We start from the raw sequence: 19,556 nt of genomic DNA on the forward strand, positions 1-19,556 counted from the left end.
AAAAAAGGACAGTCGGGTTCGGGGAGTTCTGCAAGGACACAAGCAGATCACTCCCGACCAGACGGAAAGGAAAAATCAACACTTGGAAAACGTATCGGTCAAACCATCGGTACAGTAGCTGATACCAAAGACAGAATGGTAGACACTGCTAGTGGTTTGAAAGAACAGGTTAAAGATTTGCCGACCAATGCAAGATATGCAGTATATCAAGGAAAATCCAAAGTAAAAGAGAATGTCCGTGATTTAACCAGTAGTATTTCTCAAACCAAAGCGGACAGAGCCAGTGGACGCAAGGAACAGCAGGAACAAAGGCGAAAAACCATTGCGAAGCGTCGCTCTGAAATGGAACAGGTCAAACAGAAAAAACAGCCTGCTTCTTCTGTTCATGAAAGACCGACTACAAGACAAGAACAATATCATGATGAACAGACCTCAAAACAGTCTAATATTCAGACTTCATATAAGGAATCTCAACAAGCCAAACAAGAGCGTCCAGCAGTTAAGTCCGATTTTTCAAGTCCAAAAGTGGAACGCCAAGGCAATACCGTTCAAGAAAAAACCGTTCAAAAGCCAGCAACTTCAACCACTACAGCAGATAGAACTTCACAACGTCCAATCACAAAAGAACGTCCGTCTACTGTTCAAAGAGTACCACTACAAAATACAAGAAGTAGACCACCAATCAAAACCGCCACCATTAAGAAAGTCGGTAAGAAACCATGAAGTTGAAAACTTTAGTGATTGGTGGTTCTGGATTATTCTTGATGGTCTTCTCACTGCTTCTGTTTGTTGCCATTTTATTTTCAGATGAACAGGACAGCGGAATTTCCAATATTCATTATGGAGGTGTGAATGTTTCCGCAGAAGTGCTGGCTCATAAGCCTATGGTAGAAAAATATGCCAAAGAATATGGCGTTGAAGAATATGTCAACATACTTCTTGCGATTATACAGGTGGAATCGGGCGGTACTGCGGAAGATGTTATGCAGTCCTCGGAATCCCTCGGTCTTCCACCTAATTCATTGAGTACAGAAGAATCCATTAAGCAAGGTGTGAAGTATTTCAGTGAATTATTAGCCAGTAGCGAAAGGCTCAGTGTAGATTTAGAATCGGTTATCCAGTCCTACAATTATGGTGGTGGTTTCTTAGGGTATGTGGCTAATCGTGGAAATAAATATACCTTTGAACTGGCTCAAAGTTTCTCAAAAGAGTATTCAGGTGGCGAAAAAGTGTCTTACCCCAATCCCATAGCCATACCTATCAATGGGGGCTGGCGATACAACTATGGCAATATGTTTTATGTGCAACTGGTAACGCAGTATCTTGTCACAACAGAGTTTGATGATGATACGGTACAAGCCATCATGGACGAAGCACTGAAATATGAGGGCTGGCGATACGTTTACGGTGGAGCTTCCCCGACTACTTCTTTTGATTGTAGCGGACTGACACAATGGACGTATGGAAAAGCTGGAATTAACTTACCACGAACCGCACAACAGCAATATGATGTGACCCAGCATATCCCACTATCGGAAGCACAAGCTGGCGATTTGGTTTTCTTTCATTCTACCTATAACGCTGGCTCTTATATTACTCATGTTGGGATATACCTTGGCAATAACCGTATGTTTCATGCAGGCGACCCAATCGGTTATGCCGACTTAACAAGCCCCTACTGGCAACAGCATTTAGTGGGAGCAGGACGAATCAAACAATGAGAAAGGAAGATTTAATGATGAAATTTAGAAAAAATCAGAATAAAGAAAAACAGATACCAAAGGAAAAGAAACCTCGTGTCTACTATAAGGTCAATCCTCATAAAAAGGTTGTGATTGCCTTGTGGGTACTTTTAGGGCTTAGTTTCAGCTTTGCGATATTCAAGCACTTTACAGCTATAGATACTCATACTATTCACGAAACAACTATCATAGAAAAGGAATACGTTGATACTCATCATGTAGAAAATTTTGTAGAGAACTTTGCGAAAGTCTACTATTCATCGGAGCAATCCGATAAGTCCATTGATAATCGAATGGAAAGTCTAAAAGGCTATCTGACAGATGAACTTCAAGCTCTCAATGTTGATACAGTACGCAAAGATATTCCTGTATCGTCTTCTGTAAGAGGATTTCAGATATGGACGGTAGAGCCAACTGGCGACAATGAGTTTAATGTAACCTACAGTGTAGACCAGCTCATTACAGAGGGAGAAAATACAAAGACCGTCCACTCTGCTTATATAGTGAGTGTCTATGTAGATGGTTCTGGAAATATGGTACTGGTTAAGAATCCGACCATTACCAACATACCTAAGAAATCAAGTTATAAACCAAAAGCCATTGAAAGTGAGGGGACGGTTGATTCCATTACAACCAATGAAATCAATGAGTTTTTAACGACGTTCTTCAAGCTCTATCCTACAGCGACAGCCAGTGAACTTTCCTACTATGTGAATGACGGGATATTAAAACCAATCGGAAAAGAGTACATCTTTCAAGAACTGGTAAATCCTATTCACAATCGTAAGGATAATCAAGTCACGGTATCGCTGACAGTGGAGTATATCGACCAGCAGACCAAAGCAACGCAGGTATCTCAATTTGATTTGGTACTTGAAAAGAACGGGAGTAATTGGAAGATTGTAAAATAACAAATATTGGTACATGATTACAGATACTTTGTAATCATGTACTCTTTTTGATAAAAAATTGGAGATTCCTTTACAAATATGCTCTTACGTGCTATAATTTAAGTATCTATTTAAAAGGAGTTAATAAATATGCAGCAAGGTATTCTTAAATAAACTGTCAATTTGATAGCGGGAAAAAATAATTAGATGTCCTTTTTTAGGAGGGCTTAGTTTTTTGTACCCAGTTTAAGAATACCTTTATCATGTGATTCTAAAGTATCCAGAGAATATCTGTATGCTTTGTATACCTATGGTTATGCATAAAAATCCCAGTGATAAAAGTATTTATCACTGGGATTTTTATGCCCTTTTGGGTTTTTGAATGGAGGAAAATCACATGAAAATTATTAATATTGGAGTTTTAGCTCATGTTGATGCAGGAAAAACTACCTTAACAGAAAGCTTATTATATAACAGTGGAGCGATTACAGAATTAGGAAGCGTGGACAAAGGTACAACGAGGACGGATAATACGCTTTTAGAACGTCAGAGAGGAATTACAATTCAGACAGGAATAACCTCTTTTCAGTGGGAAAATACGAAGGTGAACATCATAGACACGCCAGGACATATGGATTTCTTAGCAGAAGTATATCGTTCATTATCAGTTTTAGATGGGGCAATTCTACTGATTTCTGCAAAAGATGGCGTACAAGCACAAACTCGTATATTATTTCATGCACTTAGGAAAATGGGGATTCCCACAATCTTTTTTATCAATAAGATTGACCAAAATGGAATTGATTTATCAACGGTTTATCAGGATATTAAAGAGAAACTTTCTGCCGAAATTGTAATCAAACAGAAGGTAGAACTGTATCCTAATATGTGTGTGACGAACTTTACCGAATCTGAACAATGGGATACGGTAATAGAGGGAAACGATGACCTTTTAGAGAAATATATGTCCGGTAAATCATTAGAAGCATTGGAACTCGAACAAGAGGAAAGCATAAGATTTCATAATTGTTCCCTGTTCCCTGTTTATCACGGAAGTGCAAAAAACAATATAGGGATTGATAACCTTATAGAAGTGATTACGAATAAATTTTATTCATCAACACATCGAGGTCCGTCTGAACTTTGCGGAAATGTTTTCAAAATTGAGTATTCGGAAAAAAGACAGCGTCTTGCATATATACGTCTTTATAGTGGCGTACTGCATTTGCGAGATTCGGTTAGAATATCGGAAAAGGAAAAAATAAAAATTACAGAAATGTATACTTCAATAAATGGTGAATTATGTAAAATCGATAAGGCTTATTCCGGGGAAATTGTTATTTTGCAGAATGAGTTTTTGAAGTTAAATAGTGTTCTTGGAGATACAAAGCTATTGCCACAGAGAAAAAAGATTGAAAATCCGCATCCTCTACTACAAACAACTGTTGAACCGAGTAAACCTGAACAGAGAGAAATGTTGCTTGATGCCCTTTTGGAAATCTCAGATAGTGATCCGCTTCTACGATATTACGTGGATTCTACGACACATGAAATTATACTTTCTTTCTTAGGGAAAGTACAAATGGAAGTGATTAGTGCACTGTTGCAAGAAAAGTATCATGTGGAGATAGAACTAAAAGAGCCTACAGTCATTTATATGGAGAGACCGTTAAAAAATGCAGAATATACCATTCACATCGAAGTGCCGCCAAATCCTTTCTGGGCTTCCATTGGTTTATCTGTATCACCGCTTCCGTTGGGAAGTGGAATGCAGTATGAGAGCTCGGTTTCTCTTGGATACTTAAATCAATCATTTCAAAATGCAGTTATGGAAGGGATACGCTATGGTTGCGAACAAGGATTATATGGTTGGAATGTGACGGATTGTAAAATCTGTTTTAAGTACGGTTTATACTATAGCCCTGTTAGTACTCCAGCAGATTTTCGGATGCTTACTCCTATTGTACTGGAGCAAGCCTTTAGAAAAGCTGGAACAGAATTGTTAGAGCCATATCTTAGTTTTAAAATTTATGCGCCACAGGAATATCTTTCACGAGCATACGACGATGCTCCTAAATATTGTGCGAACATCGTAGACACTCAATTGAAAAATAATGAGGTCATTCTTAGTGGAGAAATCCCTGCTCGGTGTATTCAAGAATATCGTAGTGATTTAACTTTCTTTACAAATGGACGTAGTGTTTGTTTAACAGAGTTAAAAGGGTACCATGTTACTACCGGTGAACCTGTTTGCCAGCCCCGTCGTCCAAATAGTCGGATAGATAAAGTACGATATATGTTCAATAAAATAACTTAGTGTATTTTATGTTGTTATATAAATATGGTTTCTTGTTAAATAAGATGAAATATTTTTTAATAAAGATTTGAATTAAAGTGTAAAGGAGGAGATAGTTATTATAAACTACAAGTGGATATTGTGTCCTGTATGTGGAAATAAAACACGATTAAAGATAAGGGAAGATACTGAATTAAAAAAATTCCCCCTCTATTGTCCGAAATGCAGACAAGAAAATTTAATTGAAATAAAGCAGTTCAAAGTAACTGTGATTACAGAGCCAGACGCAAAGACGCAGAGCCGATAAAATGAGATTAATACAATCTCATTTTATCGGCTCTTTCCGTTATGTATGGATTCTTTTAATTAGTCTTCGATGTTTCTTGCTTCGTTGATACCGCTGGCTAAAGATTCCATTAAGGATAGTTCTTTGTCTGTAAAGCTATCCATGTATTTCTCTATCTGTAATCGTCGGGTGCTTTTTACCAAGTTATTAGCAGGTAAGAAAAATTCATCAACGGAAACATGAAATAACGATACAAGGTCATAAAGAACTTGTATGCTGGGGTGTTGCCCTTTATTTTCAATATTAGTTAAGTACCGTGGGTCAATTTCAATCAATGCTCCCACTTGTTCACGAGTTAAACCTCGTTTCAATCGAGCTTCTTTAATGGCTAAACCAAAGGCTCTAAAATCATATTTATCTTCTTTTTTACGCATAGTAGACCACCTCTATACATTTTATTGTTCCTACTGAATTAAAAACAGGTATAGAAAAACGTGTTATATGGTTTATAGGTTTATATTTAATAAAAAGCACTACTAAACGCCAATAAAAAAAACCGTTATATGGTAGTGCTATTTACGCTGTTAAAATATTGTATATTACTTCCAAATGGCGGTTTGTTGGAGGTCAACGTCGCCATGAAGTACATCATATACAATAAATTTCCTTACATTGGGTTCTTGTCAAAAAAAGTCGTCTATCTGCAATAGATAAGTACGTCCACCAATGTGGTTTTATAAATCATATAGATAGAATAACAGAAGCATGTAAACAGAGAAATAAATCTGTTTATATGCTTTTTTGGCTATTCAGAACTTTTTTACAAAGTTTATTTATCAGTAATGCAACAAATCCCCCTTTCACATTGGGACTAAGAGTGAAAGGAGATAAACGAGCAAGGCTCACTTCCTTTCCTAGACAGAAAGGGGGTGAGAAACATGAAACCATCTTCTTTTCAGACCACAATAGAAAATCAGTTTGACTATATCTGTAAACGTGCTATGGAAGACGAGCGAAAGAATTATATGCTTTATCTTTCAAGGATTGCAAAGCGTGAGGTGTCCTTTTCGGATGTTGGCGATTATCTTGTTAGCCAGTTTGCGACAACAGATAACTATTCAACTGACTTTCAGATTTTTACACTCAATGGGTTATCAGTAGGCGTTGAAAATGATTTGTTGAGTGAAGCATTACGTGAGTTGCCAGACAAGAAACGTGAAATTCTACTGCTGTTTTACTTTATGGACATGAGCGATTCAGAAATTGCAGACCTGTTGAAATTGAACCGTTCTACTGTCTATCGGCATAGAACCAGTGGACTAGCCTTAATTAAAAAGTTTATGGAGGAATTTGAAGAATGAAAACACAATATCCTATGATTCCCTTTCCTCTCATTGTAAAGGCAACAGATGGCGATACCGAAGCGATTAACCAGATTCTACATCATTACAGAGGGTACATAACGAAGCGTTCCCTACGACTTATGAAAGATGAATATGGCAATCAAAGTATGGTCGTTGATGAAGTCTTACGTGGAAGAATGGAAACCAGACTGATTACAAAGATTTTGTCATTTGAAATTAAGTAATATCCTCTCTCCTTTCGTGGAAGCGTGCTAAACCATTCCACGCTTCCCGAACAGGGAGGTTTGTTATTCCACCAAAGCATATTGAGCTTTCAATGTGTTTTGATAGGCTAACGAGCCATTGTTCTTTGAAAACTGAATAAAAGTAATCGAATACGTTTCGATAAGAAAAGAGCCAACGGAACTAACCGCCATGACCTATCTTATAAAGATAGCGAGCGATTCATGTTAGTGATCCGAGAAGCAATCTTTAGCAGGATTGCCTGCAACGACATTCTTATCGTGATAATGATACTCCCATACAGTCAATAGTCCGAGCGTGATAAAACCGTCGCAGGCAATGAGTATGGCTACATGAGAACCATGCAGGGGTGGAACTCCCGTGAGCTTTGCTAAAGCTGTTCGATTGCTGGTAAAACAACTTTTATGAAATCCAAATAAGTGATTTGGAAAGAAGGATTTTATGAAGCAGACTGACATTCCTATTTGGGAACGTTATACCCTAACCATTGAAGAAGCGTCAAAATATTTTCGTATTGGCGAAAACAAGCTACGACGCTTGGCAGAGGAAAATAAAAATGCAAATTGGCTGATTATGAATGGCAATCGTATTCAGATTAAACGAAAACAATTTGAAAAAATTATAGATACATTGGACGCAATCTAGCGTCGCCAAAGGGTCTTGTATATGATAAAATAGTATTAAGTCGTATCAAGGCTCTTTCCATAAAGGAAAGGAGCAAATGCCATGTCAGAAAAAAGACGTGACAATAAAGGTCGAATCTTAAAGACTGGAGAGAGCCAACGAAAAGACGGAAGATACTTATACAAATATATAGATTCATTTGGAGAACCGCAATTTGTTTACTCGTGGAAACTTGTGGCTACAGACCGAGTACCAGCAGGAAAGCGTGATTGTATCTCACTTAGAGAGAAAATCGCAGAGTTACAGAAAGACATTCATGATGGTATTGATGTTGTAGGAAAGAAAATGACACTCTGCCAGCTTTACGCAAAACAGAACGCTCAAAGACCAAAGGTTAGAAAAAACACTGAAACTGGACGCAAATATCTTATGGATATTTTGAAGAAAGACAAGTTAGGTGTAAGAAGTATTGACAGTATTAAGCCATCAGACGCTAAAGAATGGGCTATTAGAATGAGTGAAAATGGTTATGCTTATCAAACCATCAATAACTACAAACGTTCTTTAAAGGCTTCATTCTATATTGCTATACAAGATGATTGTGTTCGGAAGAATCCATTTGACTTTCAACTGAAAGCAGTTCTTGATGATGATACTGTCCCTAAGACCGTACTAACAGAAGAACAGGAAGAAAAACTGTTAGCCTTTGCAAAAGCTGATAAAACCTACAGCAAAAATTATGATGAAATTCTGATACTCTTAAAAACAGGTCTTCGTATTTCAGAGTTTGGTGGTTTGACACTTCCAGATTTAGATTTTGAGAATCGTCTTGTCAATATAGACCATCAGCTATTGAGAGATACTGAAATTGGGTACTACATTGAAACACCAAAGACCAAAAGTGGCGAACGTCAAGTTCCTATGGTTGAAGAAGCCTATCAAGCATTTAAGCGAGTGTTAGCGAATCGAAAGAATGATAAGCGTGTTGAGATTGATGGATATAGTGATTTCCTCTTTCTTAATAGAAAGAACTATCCAAAAGTGGCAAGTGATTACAACGGCATGATGAAAGGTCTTGTTAAGAAATACAATAAGTATAACGAGGATAAATTGCCACACATCACTCCACATAGTTTGCGACATACATTCTGTACCAACTATGCAAATGCAGGAATGAATCCAAAGGCATTACAGTACATTATGGGACATGCTAATATAGCCATGACGCTGAACTATTACGCACATGCAACATTCGATTCTGCAATGGCAGAAATGAAACGCTTGAATAAAGAGAAGCAACAGGAGCGTCTTGTTGCTTAGTAGTACAAATGAATTTACTACTTATTTACCACTTCTGACAGCTAAGACATGAGGAAATATGCAAAGAAACGTGAAGTATCTTCCTACAGTAAAAATACTCGAAAGCACATAGAATAAGGCTTTACGAGCATTTAAGAAAATATAAAAAGATAATTAGAAATTTATACTTTGTTTATTTTAAAAAATTTTAATTAATAAGTTTTAGTATATAATCGTTTATAGTATTTTTAAATAAATTAATTTATTTTAGGAGAAGGAAGAATTAATGAATCAAAAAATTAAAATATATTTTATAGGTGGTTTAGGCAGTAATTATTATTTCGCAAAGGATTTCTTTCAAGAGTTTGAAGTAGAAACTATTTTTTTAAATCCTTATAAAGAAATAATACAAGATAAAAAAGAACTTCAAAATTGGTTTAATGATGAAGTAAGAGATTGTGAAGAGGTTTATCTGATTGGTCATTCACTAGGTGGTGATTTAGCGAGATTTTTAGCATCACGTTGTCCGAAAGTAACTAAACTTATTTTACTTGATGGAGGTTATTTGAATTTAGATGAAATTATGCCTCTTGAAAATGAGATAGAAGCGACAAAAGATTATTTTAGTCAGCATACTTTTTCAAATTTGGAAGAAGTTATAGATAATGAAAAATCTAAGTCGTATTATTGGTCAGAAAATCTAGAAGAAGCATTAAGAAATTCTTATCGTTATAATAATACTTCTGACAAATTTGAATTAGATTTAGATTTTGAAAAAGTTTCTTATTTACTTAAATTACGTCGAGCTATTAGATCATATCAAAGAAATTTAGAATCAAAAGAGGTATTATTTATAGCTCCAGCATATGAGGAAGAACCTGAATGGAGAAAGATATCACTAGATAAACTTCCGAAATATTTTGATGTTGAGTTAGTGGAAAATTGTGGCCATGAGATGTATATGAACCATCCTATTGAAATTGCTACAATAGTACATAGTTGGATTAATGAAAAATAATTTAATAAATTTATTGTTAATAAAAGAGGTCTTTAGAAAGTCTAAAGGTCTCTTTTAGCTATTTGTAGAAAATATTATTCCACTTAAATAGCGATAATTGATATCCTTCATAGTTTAATAATTTGACTTTACAAGTTATATTCTATATGCTTAGTATAATGTAATTTATTATTTATGAATAAAAATTTTATATTTTAAGGAGAAAAAATGTTTTTAGCTATTAATGAAATAAAGGATGCTAAGCTCAGGTATAGTCTTATTGTAGGATTACTTACACTAGTTTCTTATTTGATGTTTTTCTTATCTGGATTAGCTTTTGGATTGATAGATCAGAATAGATCTTCAATTGATCATTGGAAGGCGGATACGGTATTGCTTTCTTCAGAAGCAAATAAAACTATTGGTTTATCTAATCTGAAATTATCAGATAAAGAATCTTTATCTGCGAATAATGTTGAACCTTTTAGTCAGATGGTTACAGTAGCTATGACTGAAAAGAATTTAAATAAGGATGTTAAACAAAAAGTGAGTATTTTTGGAGTTAACAATGGAAGCTTTTTAATACCACCAGTAATTCAAGGAAGAACTTTTGAATCTAAAAATGAAGTTGTTATTGAAAAAAGTTTGTCTGAAATAGAAGGGTATTCTATAGGAGATACTATTAAAACTGCAAATTCTGATACTGAATTAAAAATAGTAGGTTATACAGAAAAATCTAGATTTAATGTAGCTCCAGTCATATATATGAATATTAATGATTTTCAAGTGTTGAAATATGGTAATAATAAATCAACTGATAATCCTATGATTAATGCTTTTGTAGTAAAAGGCGACTTAAAGGATTACGACAGTTCTATCTTCCAAAAAGTTAGTATAGCTGATTTTATTAATGAATTACCTGGTTATAGTGCTCAGATTTTAACGTTTGGACTAATGATAGGATTCTTAATAGTGATTTCTGCTATTATTATTGGTATTTTTATGTATGTACTTACTATTCAGAAAACTCCAATCTTTGGTATAATGAAAGCCCAAGGAATCTCGAATAGAATTATTGGAACTTCTGTTTTATCGCAAACATTCTTACTTTCATTAGTTGGAAGTATACTAGGTTTGGTTGGAACGTGGGTAACATCACTTGTATTACCATCAGCAGTACCATTTTTAGGGAATGGACTTTATTACAGTATAATCTTCGTTAGTTTGATTATTTTTTCTTTAGTTGGAACATTATTCTCTGTTTTAGCTATTAGAAAAATTGATCCATTAAAAGCAATAGGATAGGTGTCATATGAATGTATTAGAATTTATAAATGTAACTAAATCATATCAGGATGGAAATAAAGAAATAGAAGCTCTGAAAGAAACTAATTTTAAAATAGAAGAGGGTCAATTTATTGCGATTATCGGTCCATCAGGTTCAGGTAAATCAACTTTCTTAACTTTAGCTGGAGGGTTACAAACTCCATCTAAAGGTCAAATAATTATAAACGGAAAAGATTATACTAATTTGTCTGAGAAAGAAAGAGCAAAGTTACGATTTAACGATATTGGGTTTGTTCTACAGGCATCTAATTTGGTTCCATTTTTAACTGCAAAACAACAGTTAGAACTAGTTGATAGAATTAATAAGCAAAAAAGACAAACACTTCAAGATCAAAAATCTTTATTTAAAGAATTAGGAATAGATCATTTAGAAAATAAATTACCAAAAGACTTATCAGGCGGAGAACGACAACGATTAGCTATTGCTAGAGCTCTTTACAATAATCCTGCAATCATTTTAGCTGATGAACCTACAGCAAGTCTTGACTCAGATAGAGCGTTTGAGGTTGTAGATTTGCTTTTAAAAGAGTGTAAAGAAAAAAATAAATCAATTATTATGGTAACACATGATAATAGAATGATTGAAAAATGTGATCATGTTTACCGAATGAAAGATGGTATTTTGATAAAAGAAAGATAAAATATAAAGTGTCTAAGTGAAATAACTTAGGCATTTTTTTATTGATAATAAGTATAAGTTAGAATATAATTAAACTACAAATAATATATGTTATGAATATTAGGAGATAAATAATATGCTTTTACTTGGTGTAGAGAAAGAAAATGGATGGTTATTTGCAGAATATAGATTGACCTATAGAGTAGGTTGGGAACATATTTGTAGAGGTGTTGAATTAGCTTATGATTACTATGATAATGTTGAAGTCCTAGTTGGTGATAAAATTGTAAATATAAACTCAAAAGAACAAGTTATGGAATTAGAAGAAGCTGGAAAGATGACTATACGAGGTATGTCTAAAATAATAGGTGTACCATTGATGATAACTTTCTATAATCAACTACAAGTAGTTAGCTGCTCAGTGGCCTGTGCTACAGAGGAATTTCAAGAAGCTGATTATGAAAAATTTAATAAGTCATTAGCTCAATATATGGATAGTTTAGAAATAGCCATGTTCAGATAAGAAAGACTTTTATTTTTGAAAGTCTTTCTTATTTTTGAATTATATATTGTTAGATAAATAATTGTATAGAGCATATTAATATGATAATATGTGTTAAGGTAATGTGTAGTATTTTCATTATCTTAAATTTATGAGCAATGTATTAACTAGTATTTTTAAATAAAGTCAAAATAGTATAGAAAGGAAGAAGATGAAGAATTTAAAGTTTGATGGAACTCAGTTAAAATATATAGCTATAATTGCTATGACAATTGATCATTTAGCATGGCTATTATATCCGGGTTTAGTTAAAGAACCAATACCAGTACTTATGCATATAGTAGGACGTTTAACAGCACCAATTATGTGGTATTTTATCGCAGAAGGATGTTATTATACAAAAGATATAAAAAAATATTTCTTTAGAATCATGAGCTTTGCTGTTATCAGTCACTTTGCTTTTTGTTTTGGTTTAGGTATACCATTTGATATAACTACAGGAAGTATATTTAATAAAACAAGTGTCTTATTCCCATTGGCGATGTCAGTTGCATTAATAGCAATCTTTAGAAGTGAGAAGATAAATAATACATTAAAGATTTTAGCAATTATTGTTTTCTGTTTATTAACATTTGTAGCGGATTGGTCTTCAATAGCTCTAATGATGCCATTCTTTTTATATAATCATAGAGATAATAAAAAACAACAAATACTTGATTATGTTATATGGATAAGTGTTTATGCAGCTATTTATATTATATTTATAGATGTATTTTATGGAGTATTACAGTTTGCAACTTTATTCTCTCTACTATTATTAATGAGATATGATGGTACAAGAGGAAAACATATTGGTTCTAAGTGGTTCTTTTACTACTATTATCCAATACATTTAGCTATTATAGGTATACTTAGAATAATATTATATGGAAATATTTCATTGGTACTTTAATGCTAAAATAATATTTACAAGAAGTGTTTATTAAAGTTAGCACTTCTTTTTTTTAACTGTTATGTTATAATTAGGGTGACTATAATAATATAGTTATTTAGGAGGAAAGTATATGAAGAAAAATATTTTATTAATTTCAGTAGCAGCACTGTTATCTATTGGTGCAGTTGGTTGTAGTGTTAAACAATCAACTGAGAATAAGCAGAGTGAGCAAAAACATAAAACTGTTGAAGGACCAGGTAAAGATTTTGATTGGAATGCTAAAGTTTCACCCGTTGGTTCTAAACGTACTTATATTGAGCAAAATACTGGAAAAAGTTTTGATCACGACTTAACTGGATTAAAGCAAGCTCAGAGTAAATTAGAAGAAAAACGTAAAACCATAACTGATAAAAAAGTCCAAGAAGCGCTTAAAGTTGTTGATGCTTTCTATGTAAACCAAGAAAATATCGATGTTATTGTTAAAGCAGCAGGATTTAATAATCAAAGAGAAATGTATAAAAAGGTTTGGAATGATTTAAAACAATCCATGATTCCATCGGAAGAAAATGTTAATTTTAAATATCAAAATATTAATTACGATATGAATGAATATGGTCCTATGATATTAAAAGTTAATGGTAATGCTTATGGTAAAGCTGGAGCTTATGATTTTATTGATTATAAAGTTGAGGGTAATACTGTTTACTTATCTTTAATTTCCCCAACTATCGATACATATCAATACACGGTTAAAGCTACTTATAAACCAAACTACAAAACATTTTTTGAGCCATTAGCTCAAATGAATGCAACAAGTAAAAATACTGCAGAAAAAGGATTTTCTAAATTTATCTTTTACTTAGCATCAGTTGATTTCAAAGGTGATGGATACGTGGATTTACAAGGTATGGATTATTTGGCAAAAGAAAAACAATACCTTGCAATTCAAGTAGATGATTCAGGAAAAGTATCGATTGACAATGACAATCTATTAAATTTATTGCGTATAAAAATGGACTTAGCAAACCAAAAGAACAGGGTTAAATTTAATACAACAAAAATCTAATATAGAGGTTCCTTATTAAGATATAACTTAATAAGGAGCTTTTTATACAGTACGATATCAATATATAGTAAAAAAGTATAAGATATAATATAATATGGATATTAAAAATAAACTGTTTTCGAAAGGACAAAATGAATAATAAAGAAGAAAGAGTTCAATGTCAAAAGTTATGGGCAAAAAATAAATATCTTGTTTTAAGTCATTCAAGTAAAATATATTTAGAAATTAGAACCTATTTAAAACAAGAAGAAGTATCCCTAAGTAAAGTGAGTGAGCTTATAAAACAAGCTGTAAGTTTACCTGAAGATAAAGGACAAATAACGAATGCATTACATCACGTCTGGGGATATTTTAAAAAATATGCAACAAAAGAAGAAAAAAATCATTTTTTTGAAATGATTGAAGAATACCATAATAATAAATATAAAAAAGAAGATTTGATAAAGAAAATAAAACATCTTCTAAAGAAATATCCAAATAAGTATTTGGAAGAATCTACTTTTATCAATGGAGGACAAGATGAGACTTTGGCATGAAGAACTAATATCAAAACTACCAAGGCAACAACTTTTAGGTCAACATAGAGAATGCTGTGCATTAAGAGGAAATGGTTGGGGTAAGAAACATGCAACGGTAGATTATGTATTTGAACACAAACCATTTTTACTTTTCAAATATCATGAATTAATCATGGAGGAAATGAAGAATAGAGGCTATAATGTTAGTGAAGAATGGTTTGATAAAAATTATAGAGGAAAAATTTGTGCTCCTCACAACGATTTAATAGAGTACAAAATAAATAAGCCGATTTATAAAGAACACGATGCAACATACTATGATGAGTGTATTGAGAATTTAGCACAAAAGGATATTTTTATCTAGTAGTAAAAAGAAAAGATAGTTTTATTGACAATTAATAATAAAAGTAGTAATATTAATTTACTTGCAAACGCAAGTAAATTAAGAGGTGACAAATGAATAATGAAGAAGTAGTAAATAAATGGATTGCATTCCATAGTAATATGAAACAAATAAGTACTGAATTAGAAGATGCTTTATCAAAAGGAGAGCATCCGATAACACTAAATGAATACTATAGCTTACATTACTTGAATGAAACCGAAGGAAACATATTGAGAATGACAGACTTAAGTACTAAGATTTCATTAAGTTTAAGTGCAACATCAAGAATGTTAGCTAAATTTGAGAATACGTGTGGTGTTATAGAAAGATTTTCTTCTGCTGAGGATAAGAGAGGTGTATGTATCAAATTAACACCTAAAGGAAAAAAGTACCTAGAAAACACTACGAGTATAGTTACAGATGTATTAAATAGAAATAGTGATAAAATATAAAATCAGAATTTATTATTTTGATTTTTATATTTTACTAATGTACTTGTTTGTGCAAGCAAATATTTTTAATAAAAGTTTAGGAGAATTAAAATGACAAAATTAACAAAACAACCAGTACAAGATAGAGCAGAACACAACGCATTTTTTCCATCAGATTATTCTTTGAGTGTATATACTAGTCCTGTAACGAATTTTGATGGTTTTAAATTTGAAAACACGTATAGGGGGGAAAAGAATAAAATTTTAATGATAGCGTCAGATGAAAGATACTTACAAATGTCTAATGGGAAGTATTTTTCAACAGGTAATCACCCTGTAGAAACATTATTACCAATGTTACATATGGATGCTGCTGGATTTGAGATAGATATTGTTACTTTATCAGGAAACTCTGTAAAACTAGAGATGTGGGCAATGCCAGAAAAAGATGAAAATGTTATGAAGCTTTATAATAAATATATAGAAAAATTTGAGAATCCTGTTAAATTAGATAGAATTTTGGAGAATATTACTTCAGAAAATTCACCTTATTCAGGAGTTTTCATACCAGGTGATCATGGTGCAATGATTAATTTACCTGAAAGTAGAGAAGTAAAAGAGGTTCTTAAATGGGCAATTAAAGAAGATAAAAAAATCATAACCCTTTGTCATGGACCTGCTGCATTAATTTCAGGAAATATTGATGAATCAGAGTTTTTATTTAAAAATTATGAAATGACTGTTTTCCCAGATAGTATAGATGAGGGAGCAAACCAAGAAATTGGATATATGCCAGGAAAATTAAAATGGTTATTAGCTGAAAAGCTAGAAAGTTTGGGTGCGAAAATAGTAAATGAAGCAATAAGCGGTCAGGTTCATATAGATAGAAACTTAATAACTGGAGACAGTCCTCTTGCAGCAAATCAACTAGGAATTGTAGCTGTAGATGAGTTGTTAAAAATGGTAAATAAATAGAGGTGAAAAACTATGAAAATTTCAATTTTAAATTTAGCTCCATTAAGACAAGGAGAAAATTTTAAAGATGCAATAGATGCAATGATTAGATTAGCTAAAAAGGCTGATGAATTAGGATATGAAAGATATTGGATTGCAGAACATCATAATATGAAAAGTGTAGCTAGTAGCGCAACGCAGTTATTAATCCAACGTACACTAGATAACACTAGTAATATTAGAGTAGGTTCAGGTGGTGTGATGTTACCTAATCATAGTCCATATATAGTTGCAGAACAATATGGAACTTTGGAAACTTTATATCCAGATAGAGTTGATTTAGGTTTAGGTCGAGCACCTGGTACAGATTATAATACTGCGCGTGCTATTAGAAGAAATACTAATAGAGAGATGGATTTTAAAAAAGAAGTTGTAGAACTGTCAGAGTATTTTAAAGATAAGCGACCTGTTCATGCATATCCAGCAGCCGGGCTTGATGTTCCATTATATATTCTGGGATCTAGTACTGATAGTGCATATGTAGCTGCTGAACTAGGACTACCTTATGTATTTGCATCACATTTTGCTCCAGCTATGATGGAAAATGCAGTAGCAATTTATAGACATAACTTCAAACCATCAGAAGCTTTGAGTGAACCGTATGTAATTATAGGTGCTAATGCAGTTGTTGCAGATTCTGATGAAGAAGCAAAAAGATTATCAACTACTCAGATTCAATCATTTTTAAATATTATTACAAGTAATCCTCAAGGTATGGTTCCTCCAGTACAATCGGAAGAAGCGGTTTGGAAAAATTATATCGCGACAACCAAAGTTCCACATTTTGGACCAATTGCATTTGAACATGATGAGATAGTTAATCATGAGAAAGCTGTCGTTGATCAGATGACAAAAATCTCATTTATTGGTAATAAGGGAACTGTGAAAAATCAGATTTTAGATTTAAAACGTAGGGTAGAGTTCGATGAATTAATGATAAATTCATATATTTATGATGAAAAAGCACAACATCATTCTTATGAATTATTAAAAGAGGTTATTGATGATATTAATGGATAGCCTATTGGTGAATTTAGAAATATAACTTCTTTAATGATAAAATTTATAATTTCTTGAAAACTAAATTGATGACAAAAGTAGATAATTAGTGTATTATGAAATCAAATAAACTTAATAATAGTAAAAAAGAGGTAAATTATGGAAAAATATCTAATTAATGACGAATTTGTCAATGTAAAATCAAGAGTAGATGAATATTTAGAAAAAAATAATATTCACCAATTTTTAAATATAAACCAAGGTGAATATGCTAAAAATGTTGGTTTAGAATTAGAAGATATTCAATATGTAGTATTTGGTAATCCAAAAGTAGGAACATTACTAATGCAAGATGACTTATATCTAAGTTTTAACCTACCACTTAAATTATTACTTATTAAGAGAGAAGATAAAACAGAAGTATTATATGAAAAACCTACTTCATGGTTAAAAGAAGAACATTCTGATAGAATAAAAGACATTTTACCAAAAATGGATAATTTGTATTTAGATATCATTAAGTATCTAGAAGCATAATTAAGAATTGTTTATTTTAGATAAGAAAATTAAATAAAGAGAATTATAGATGAAATTGATTTTCTATAATTCTTCTTTTTTTTAATTCAATATACATCTAAAACTAGTTTTATCAATGGTTATTGAGAGTATTTTATGATAAACTGTTATTAGTATACATAGGAGGTATGAAGAATGTTAAAAACAAATTTTTTAGATGTAGAATTATCTAACCCATTAATGAATGCATCAGGGGTACACTGTATGACGACTGTGGAGTTAGATGAATTAGCGAATAGTGAAGCGGGGGCTTTTGTTACAAAAACTGCAACTCGTGATTATAGAGAAGGTAACCCTGAACCAAGATATTATGATACTGCTTTAGGAAGTATAAATTCAATGGGGTTACCGAATAATGGTTTAGATTATTATTTAGACTATGTTATTGAACGTCAAAAATCAGGTGCAAAATTGCAGTTTTTATCGGTAACAGGTATGAGTTATGATGAAAATATTGGTCTATTAAAGAAAATTCAAGAAAGTGAATATGAAGGTGTGACTGAATTTAATCTATCATGCCCAAATGTACCAGGAAAGCCTCAGATTGCTTATGATTTTGAACTTACAGATAAATTATTAGCTGAGGTATTCACATTCTTTACAAAACCTATTGGGGTAAAACTACCTCCGTATTTCGATATTGCTCATTTTGATGAAATGGCTAAAATTCTTAATAAATATCCTCTTACATATGTGAATAGTGTAAATAGTGTAGGGAATGGTTTATATATTGATTTAGACAAGGAACAAGTAGTTATTAAGCCAAAAGGTGGATTTGGTGGACTAGGTGGAGAATATATTAAACCAACAGCATTAGCTAATGTTCGAGCATTTAGAGAACGCTTGAATCCTAGTATAAAAATCATAGGAACTGGTGGCGTTATAAATGGTAAAGATGTATTTGAGCATATTCTTTGTGGTGCTGATTTAGTGCAAGTGGGAACAACTTTACATAAAGAGGGAGTTTCAGTTTTTACTAGACTAACTAAAGAACTTCAAGAAGTAATGAAAGAAAAAGGATACTCAAGTTTAGATGACTTTAGAGGTAAATTAAAGGTAATAGAATAAATAATTAGCACATATAGTATAAATTTTAATTAACGATAAAAATTCAAAAGAAAAAACAGATAGCACTTGAAAATCGTTTTGAAAATTGTTATTATATATTGTACAGACAAAATATAGCACATATAAAGGCAAGAATATGGCTTGCAAGTTTCTACCATCAGACCGTAAATTTGATGACTATGGGCATTCTTATTATAATGTTATTGGAGTTGGCCCAAAAATCCTAGATTTTAAAAAAGTTTACAAGAAAACTCATAGACGCAGTGGTTTATTGATATCTAAAATCGCTTTATAAAAGCTTTTTAGATATCTAATAAACTGTGCGGGGGTGACTCGACAAAATCGATTTCCCCGAA

Annotated in this window: 23 protein-coding genes, 1 pseudogene and 1 riboswitch; of the genes and pseudogenes, 23 read left to right on the plus strand and 1 reads right to left on the minus strand. The window is 32.5% G+C overall.

Translation table 11 applies throughout. From position 1 onward, the window contains the following. The 6 genes and pseudogenes from O3884_RS07930 to O3884_RS07955 all read left to right on the plus strand — a co-directional run. Window positions 1–723: pseudogene (locus tag O3884_RS07930) on the plus strand (YtxH domain-containing protein); the annotation flags it as partial. Further along, entirely contained in the window at window positions 720–1,721 is a 1,002-nt protein-coding gene (locus O3884_RS07935) for a bifunctional lytic transglycosylase/C40 family peptidase (protein ID WP_000769868.1), read from the plus strand. The pseudogene O3884_RS07930 and the gene O3884_RS07935, both read left to right, overlap by 4 nt. Next, the gene (locus O3884_RS07940; protein ID WP_371452759.1) at window positions 1,718–2,653 is read left to right on the plus strand and encodes a conjugal transfer protein; all 936 of its coding nucleotides are present in this window, start codon (window positions 1,718–1,720) and stop codon (window positions 2,651–2,653) included. The genes O3884_RS07935 and O3884_RS07940 overlap by 4 nt, the downstream gene beginning before the upstream one ends. Window positions 2,654–2,927: 274 nt before the next feature. Beyond that, window positions 2,928–3,014: a tetracycline resistance determinant leader peptide gene (locus O3884_RS07945; RefSeq protein WP_011058339.1), complete on the plus strand. Its 87-nt coding sequence runs from the start codon at window positions 2,928–2,930 to the stop codon at window positions 3,012–3,014. Between the two features lie 15 nt (window positions 3,015–3,029). Continuing rightward, window positions 3,030–4,949 carry a tetracycline resistance ribosomal protection protein Tet(M) gene (gene tet(M) / locus O3884_RS07950; protein ID WP_371452760.1) on the plus strand — a complete coding sequence of 640 codons (1,920 nt, stop codon included), beginning with the start codon at window positions 3,030–3,032 and terminating at the stop codon, window positions 4,947–4,949. Between the two features lie 118 nt (window positions 4,950–5,067). After that, the gene (locus O3884_RS07955; RefSeq protein ID WP_000336323.1) at window positions 5,068–5,235 is read left to right on the plus strand and encodes a cysteine-rich KTR domain-containing protein; all 168 of its coding nucleotides are present in this window, start codon (window positions 5,068–5,070) and stop codon (window positions 5,233–5,235) included. Window positions 5,236–5,294: 59 nt separating this feature from the next. Here O3884_RS07955 and O3884_RS07960 read toward each other — a convergent pair whose 3' ends face one another. Further along, on the minus strand, window positions 5,295–5,648 hold the full coding sequence (locus O3884_RS07960; RefSeq protein WP_371452761.1) for a helix-turn-helix domain-containing protein: 354 nt from the start codon (window positions 5,646–5,648) through the stop codon (window positions 5,295–5,297). Between the two features lie 504 nt (window positions 5,649–6,152). On the opposite strand from O3884_RS07960, the gene O3884_RS07965 reads away from it, so the two are divergent. The 17 genes from O3884_RS07965 (at window position 6,153) to O3884_RS08050 (ending at window position 19,200) form a co-directional block, all read left to right on the plus strand. Continuing rightward, window positions 6,153–6,575, plus strand: coding sequence for a sigma-70 family RNA polymerase sigma factor (locus O3884_RS07965; RefSeq protein WP_000804885.1), 423 nt, complete (start codon window positions 6,153–6,155; stop codon window positions 6,573–6,575). Beyond that, on the plus strand, window positions 6,572–6,802 hold the full coding sequence (locus O3884_RS07970) for a helix-turn-helix domain-containing protein (protein ID WP_000857133.1): 231 nt from the start codon (window positions 6,572–6,574) through the stop codon (window positions 6,800–6,802). Before O3884_RS07965 ends, O3884_RS07970 begins: the two co-directional genes overlap by 4 nt. Window positions 6,803–7,262: 460 nt before the next feature. Then, complete coding sequence (locus tag O3884_RS07980; RefSeq protein WP_000814511.1) at window positions 7,263–7,466, plus strand: excisionase; 204 nt, start codon at window positions 7,263–7,265, stop codon at window positions 7,464–7,466. Window positions 7,467–7,547: 81 nt separating this feature from the next. Continuing rightward, window positions 7,548–8,765 carry a tyrosine-type recombinase/integrase gene (locus tag O3884_RS07985; protein ID WP_001291561.1) on the plus strand — a complete coding sequence of 406 codons (1,218 nt, stop codon included), beginning with the start codon at window positions 7,548–7,550 and terminating at the stop codon, window positions 8,763–8,765. A 265-nt stretch (window positions 8,766–9,030) separates the two neighbouring features. After that, window positions 9,031–9,762 carry an alpha/beta hydrolase gene (locus tag O3884_RS07990; RefSeq protein WP_371452763.1) on the plus strand — a complete coding sequence of 244 codons (732 nt, stop codon included), beginning with the start codon at window positions 9,031–9,033 and terminating at the stop codon, window positions 9,760–9,762. Window positions 9,763–9,969: 207 nt separating this feature from the next. Further along, the gene (locus O3884_RS07995) at window positions 9,970–11,046 is read left to right on the plus strand and encodes an ABC transporter permease (RefSeq protein ID WP_371452764.1); all 1,077 of its coding nucleotides are present in this window, start codon (window positions 9,970–9,972) and stop codon (window positions 11,044–11,046) included. Window positions 11,047–11,053: 7 nt separating this feature from the next. Next, complete coding sequence (locus O3884_RS08000) at window positions 11,054–11,728, plus strand: ABC transporter ATP-binding protein (RefSeq protein WP_371452766.1); 675 nt, start codon at window positions 11,054–11,056, stop codon at window positions 11,726–11,728. A gap of 115 nt (window positions 11,729–11,843) precedes the next feature. Continuing rightward, window positions 11,844–12,230, plus strand: a complete 387-nt coding sequence (locus O3884_RS08005; RefSeq protein ID WP_371452768.1) for a hypothetical protein — start codon at window positions 11,844–11,846, stop codon at window positions 12,228–12,230. Between the two features lie 190 nt (window positions 12,231–12,420). Then, complete coding sequence (locus O3884_RS08010; RefSeq protein ID WP_371452770.1) at window positions 12,421–13,161, plus strand: TraX family protein; 741 nt, start codon at window positions 12,421–12,423, stop codon at window positions 13,159–13,161. 112 nt (window positions 13,162–13,273) lie between these two features. Continuing rightward, on the plus strand, window positions 13,274–14,209 hold the full coding sequence (locus tag O3884_RS08015) for a hypothetical protein (protein ID WP_371452772.1): 936 nt from the start codon (window positions 13,274–13,276) through the stop codon (window positions 14,207–14,209). A gap of 131 nt (window positions 14,210–14,340) precedes the next feature. Next, on the plus strand, window positions 14,341–14,745 hold the full coding sequence (locus O3884_RS08020) for a YbgA family protein (RefSeq protein WP_371452774.1): 405 nt from the start codon (window positions 14,341–14,343) through the stop codon (window positions 14,743–14,745). After that, window positions 14,729–15,091, plus strand: coding sequence for a TIGR02328 family protein (locus O3884_RS08025; RefSeq protein WP_371452776.1), 363 nt, complete (start codon window positions 14,729–14,731; stop codon window positions 15,089–15,091). The genes O3884_RS08020 and O3884_RS08025 overlap by 17 nt, the downstream gene beginning before the upstream one ends. A gap of 92 nt (window positions 15,092–15,183) precedes the next feature. Then, a complete protein-coding gene (locus tag O3884_RS08030; protein ID WP_003146915.1) occupies window positions 15,184–15,564 on the plus strand; it encodes a MarR family winged helix-turn-helix transcriptional regulator in 381 nt (126 codons plus the stop codon). A gap of 90 nt (window positions 15,565–15,654) precedes the next feature. Beyond that, window positions 15,655–16,518, plus strand: coding sequence for a glyoxalase III HchA (gene hchA / locus O3884_RS08035; protein WP_371452778.1), 864 nt, complete (start codon window positions 15,655–15,657; stop codon window positions 16,516–16,518). Between the two features lie 12 nt (window positions 16,519–16,530). Next, window positions 16,531–17,577, plus strand: coding sequence for an LLM class flavin-dependent oxidoreductase (locus O3884_RS08040; protein WP_371452780.1), 1,047 nt, complete (start codon window positions 16,531–16,533; stop codon window positions 17,575–17,577). A gap of 138 nt (window positions 17,578–17,715) precedes the next feature. Next, window positions 17,716–18,093, plus strand: coding sequence for a DUF302 domain-containing protein (locus O3884_RS08045; RefSeq protein ID WP_371452782.1), 378 nt, complete (start codon window positions 17,716–17,718; stop codon window positions 18,091–18,093). Between the two features lie 174 nt (window positions 18,094–18,267). After that, on the plus strand, window positions 18,268–19,200 hold the full coding sequence (locus O3884_RS08050; protein WP_371452784.1) for a dihydroorotate oxidase: 933 nt from the start codon (window positions 18,268–18,270) through the stop codon (window positions 19,198–19,200). A gap of 98 nt (window positions 19,201–19,298) precedes the next feature. After that, window positions 19,299–19,400, plus strand: a riboswitch (purine riboswitch). Window positions 19,401–19,556 lie beyond the last annotated feature (156 nt).

The sequence above is a fragment of the Gemella sp. 20925_1_85 genome, assembly GCF_041433735.1.
Taxonomy (GTDB): domain Bacteria; phylum Bacillota; class Bacilli; order Staphylococcales; family Gemellaceae; genus Gemella.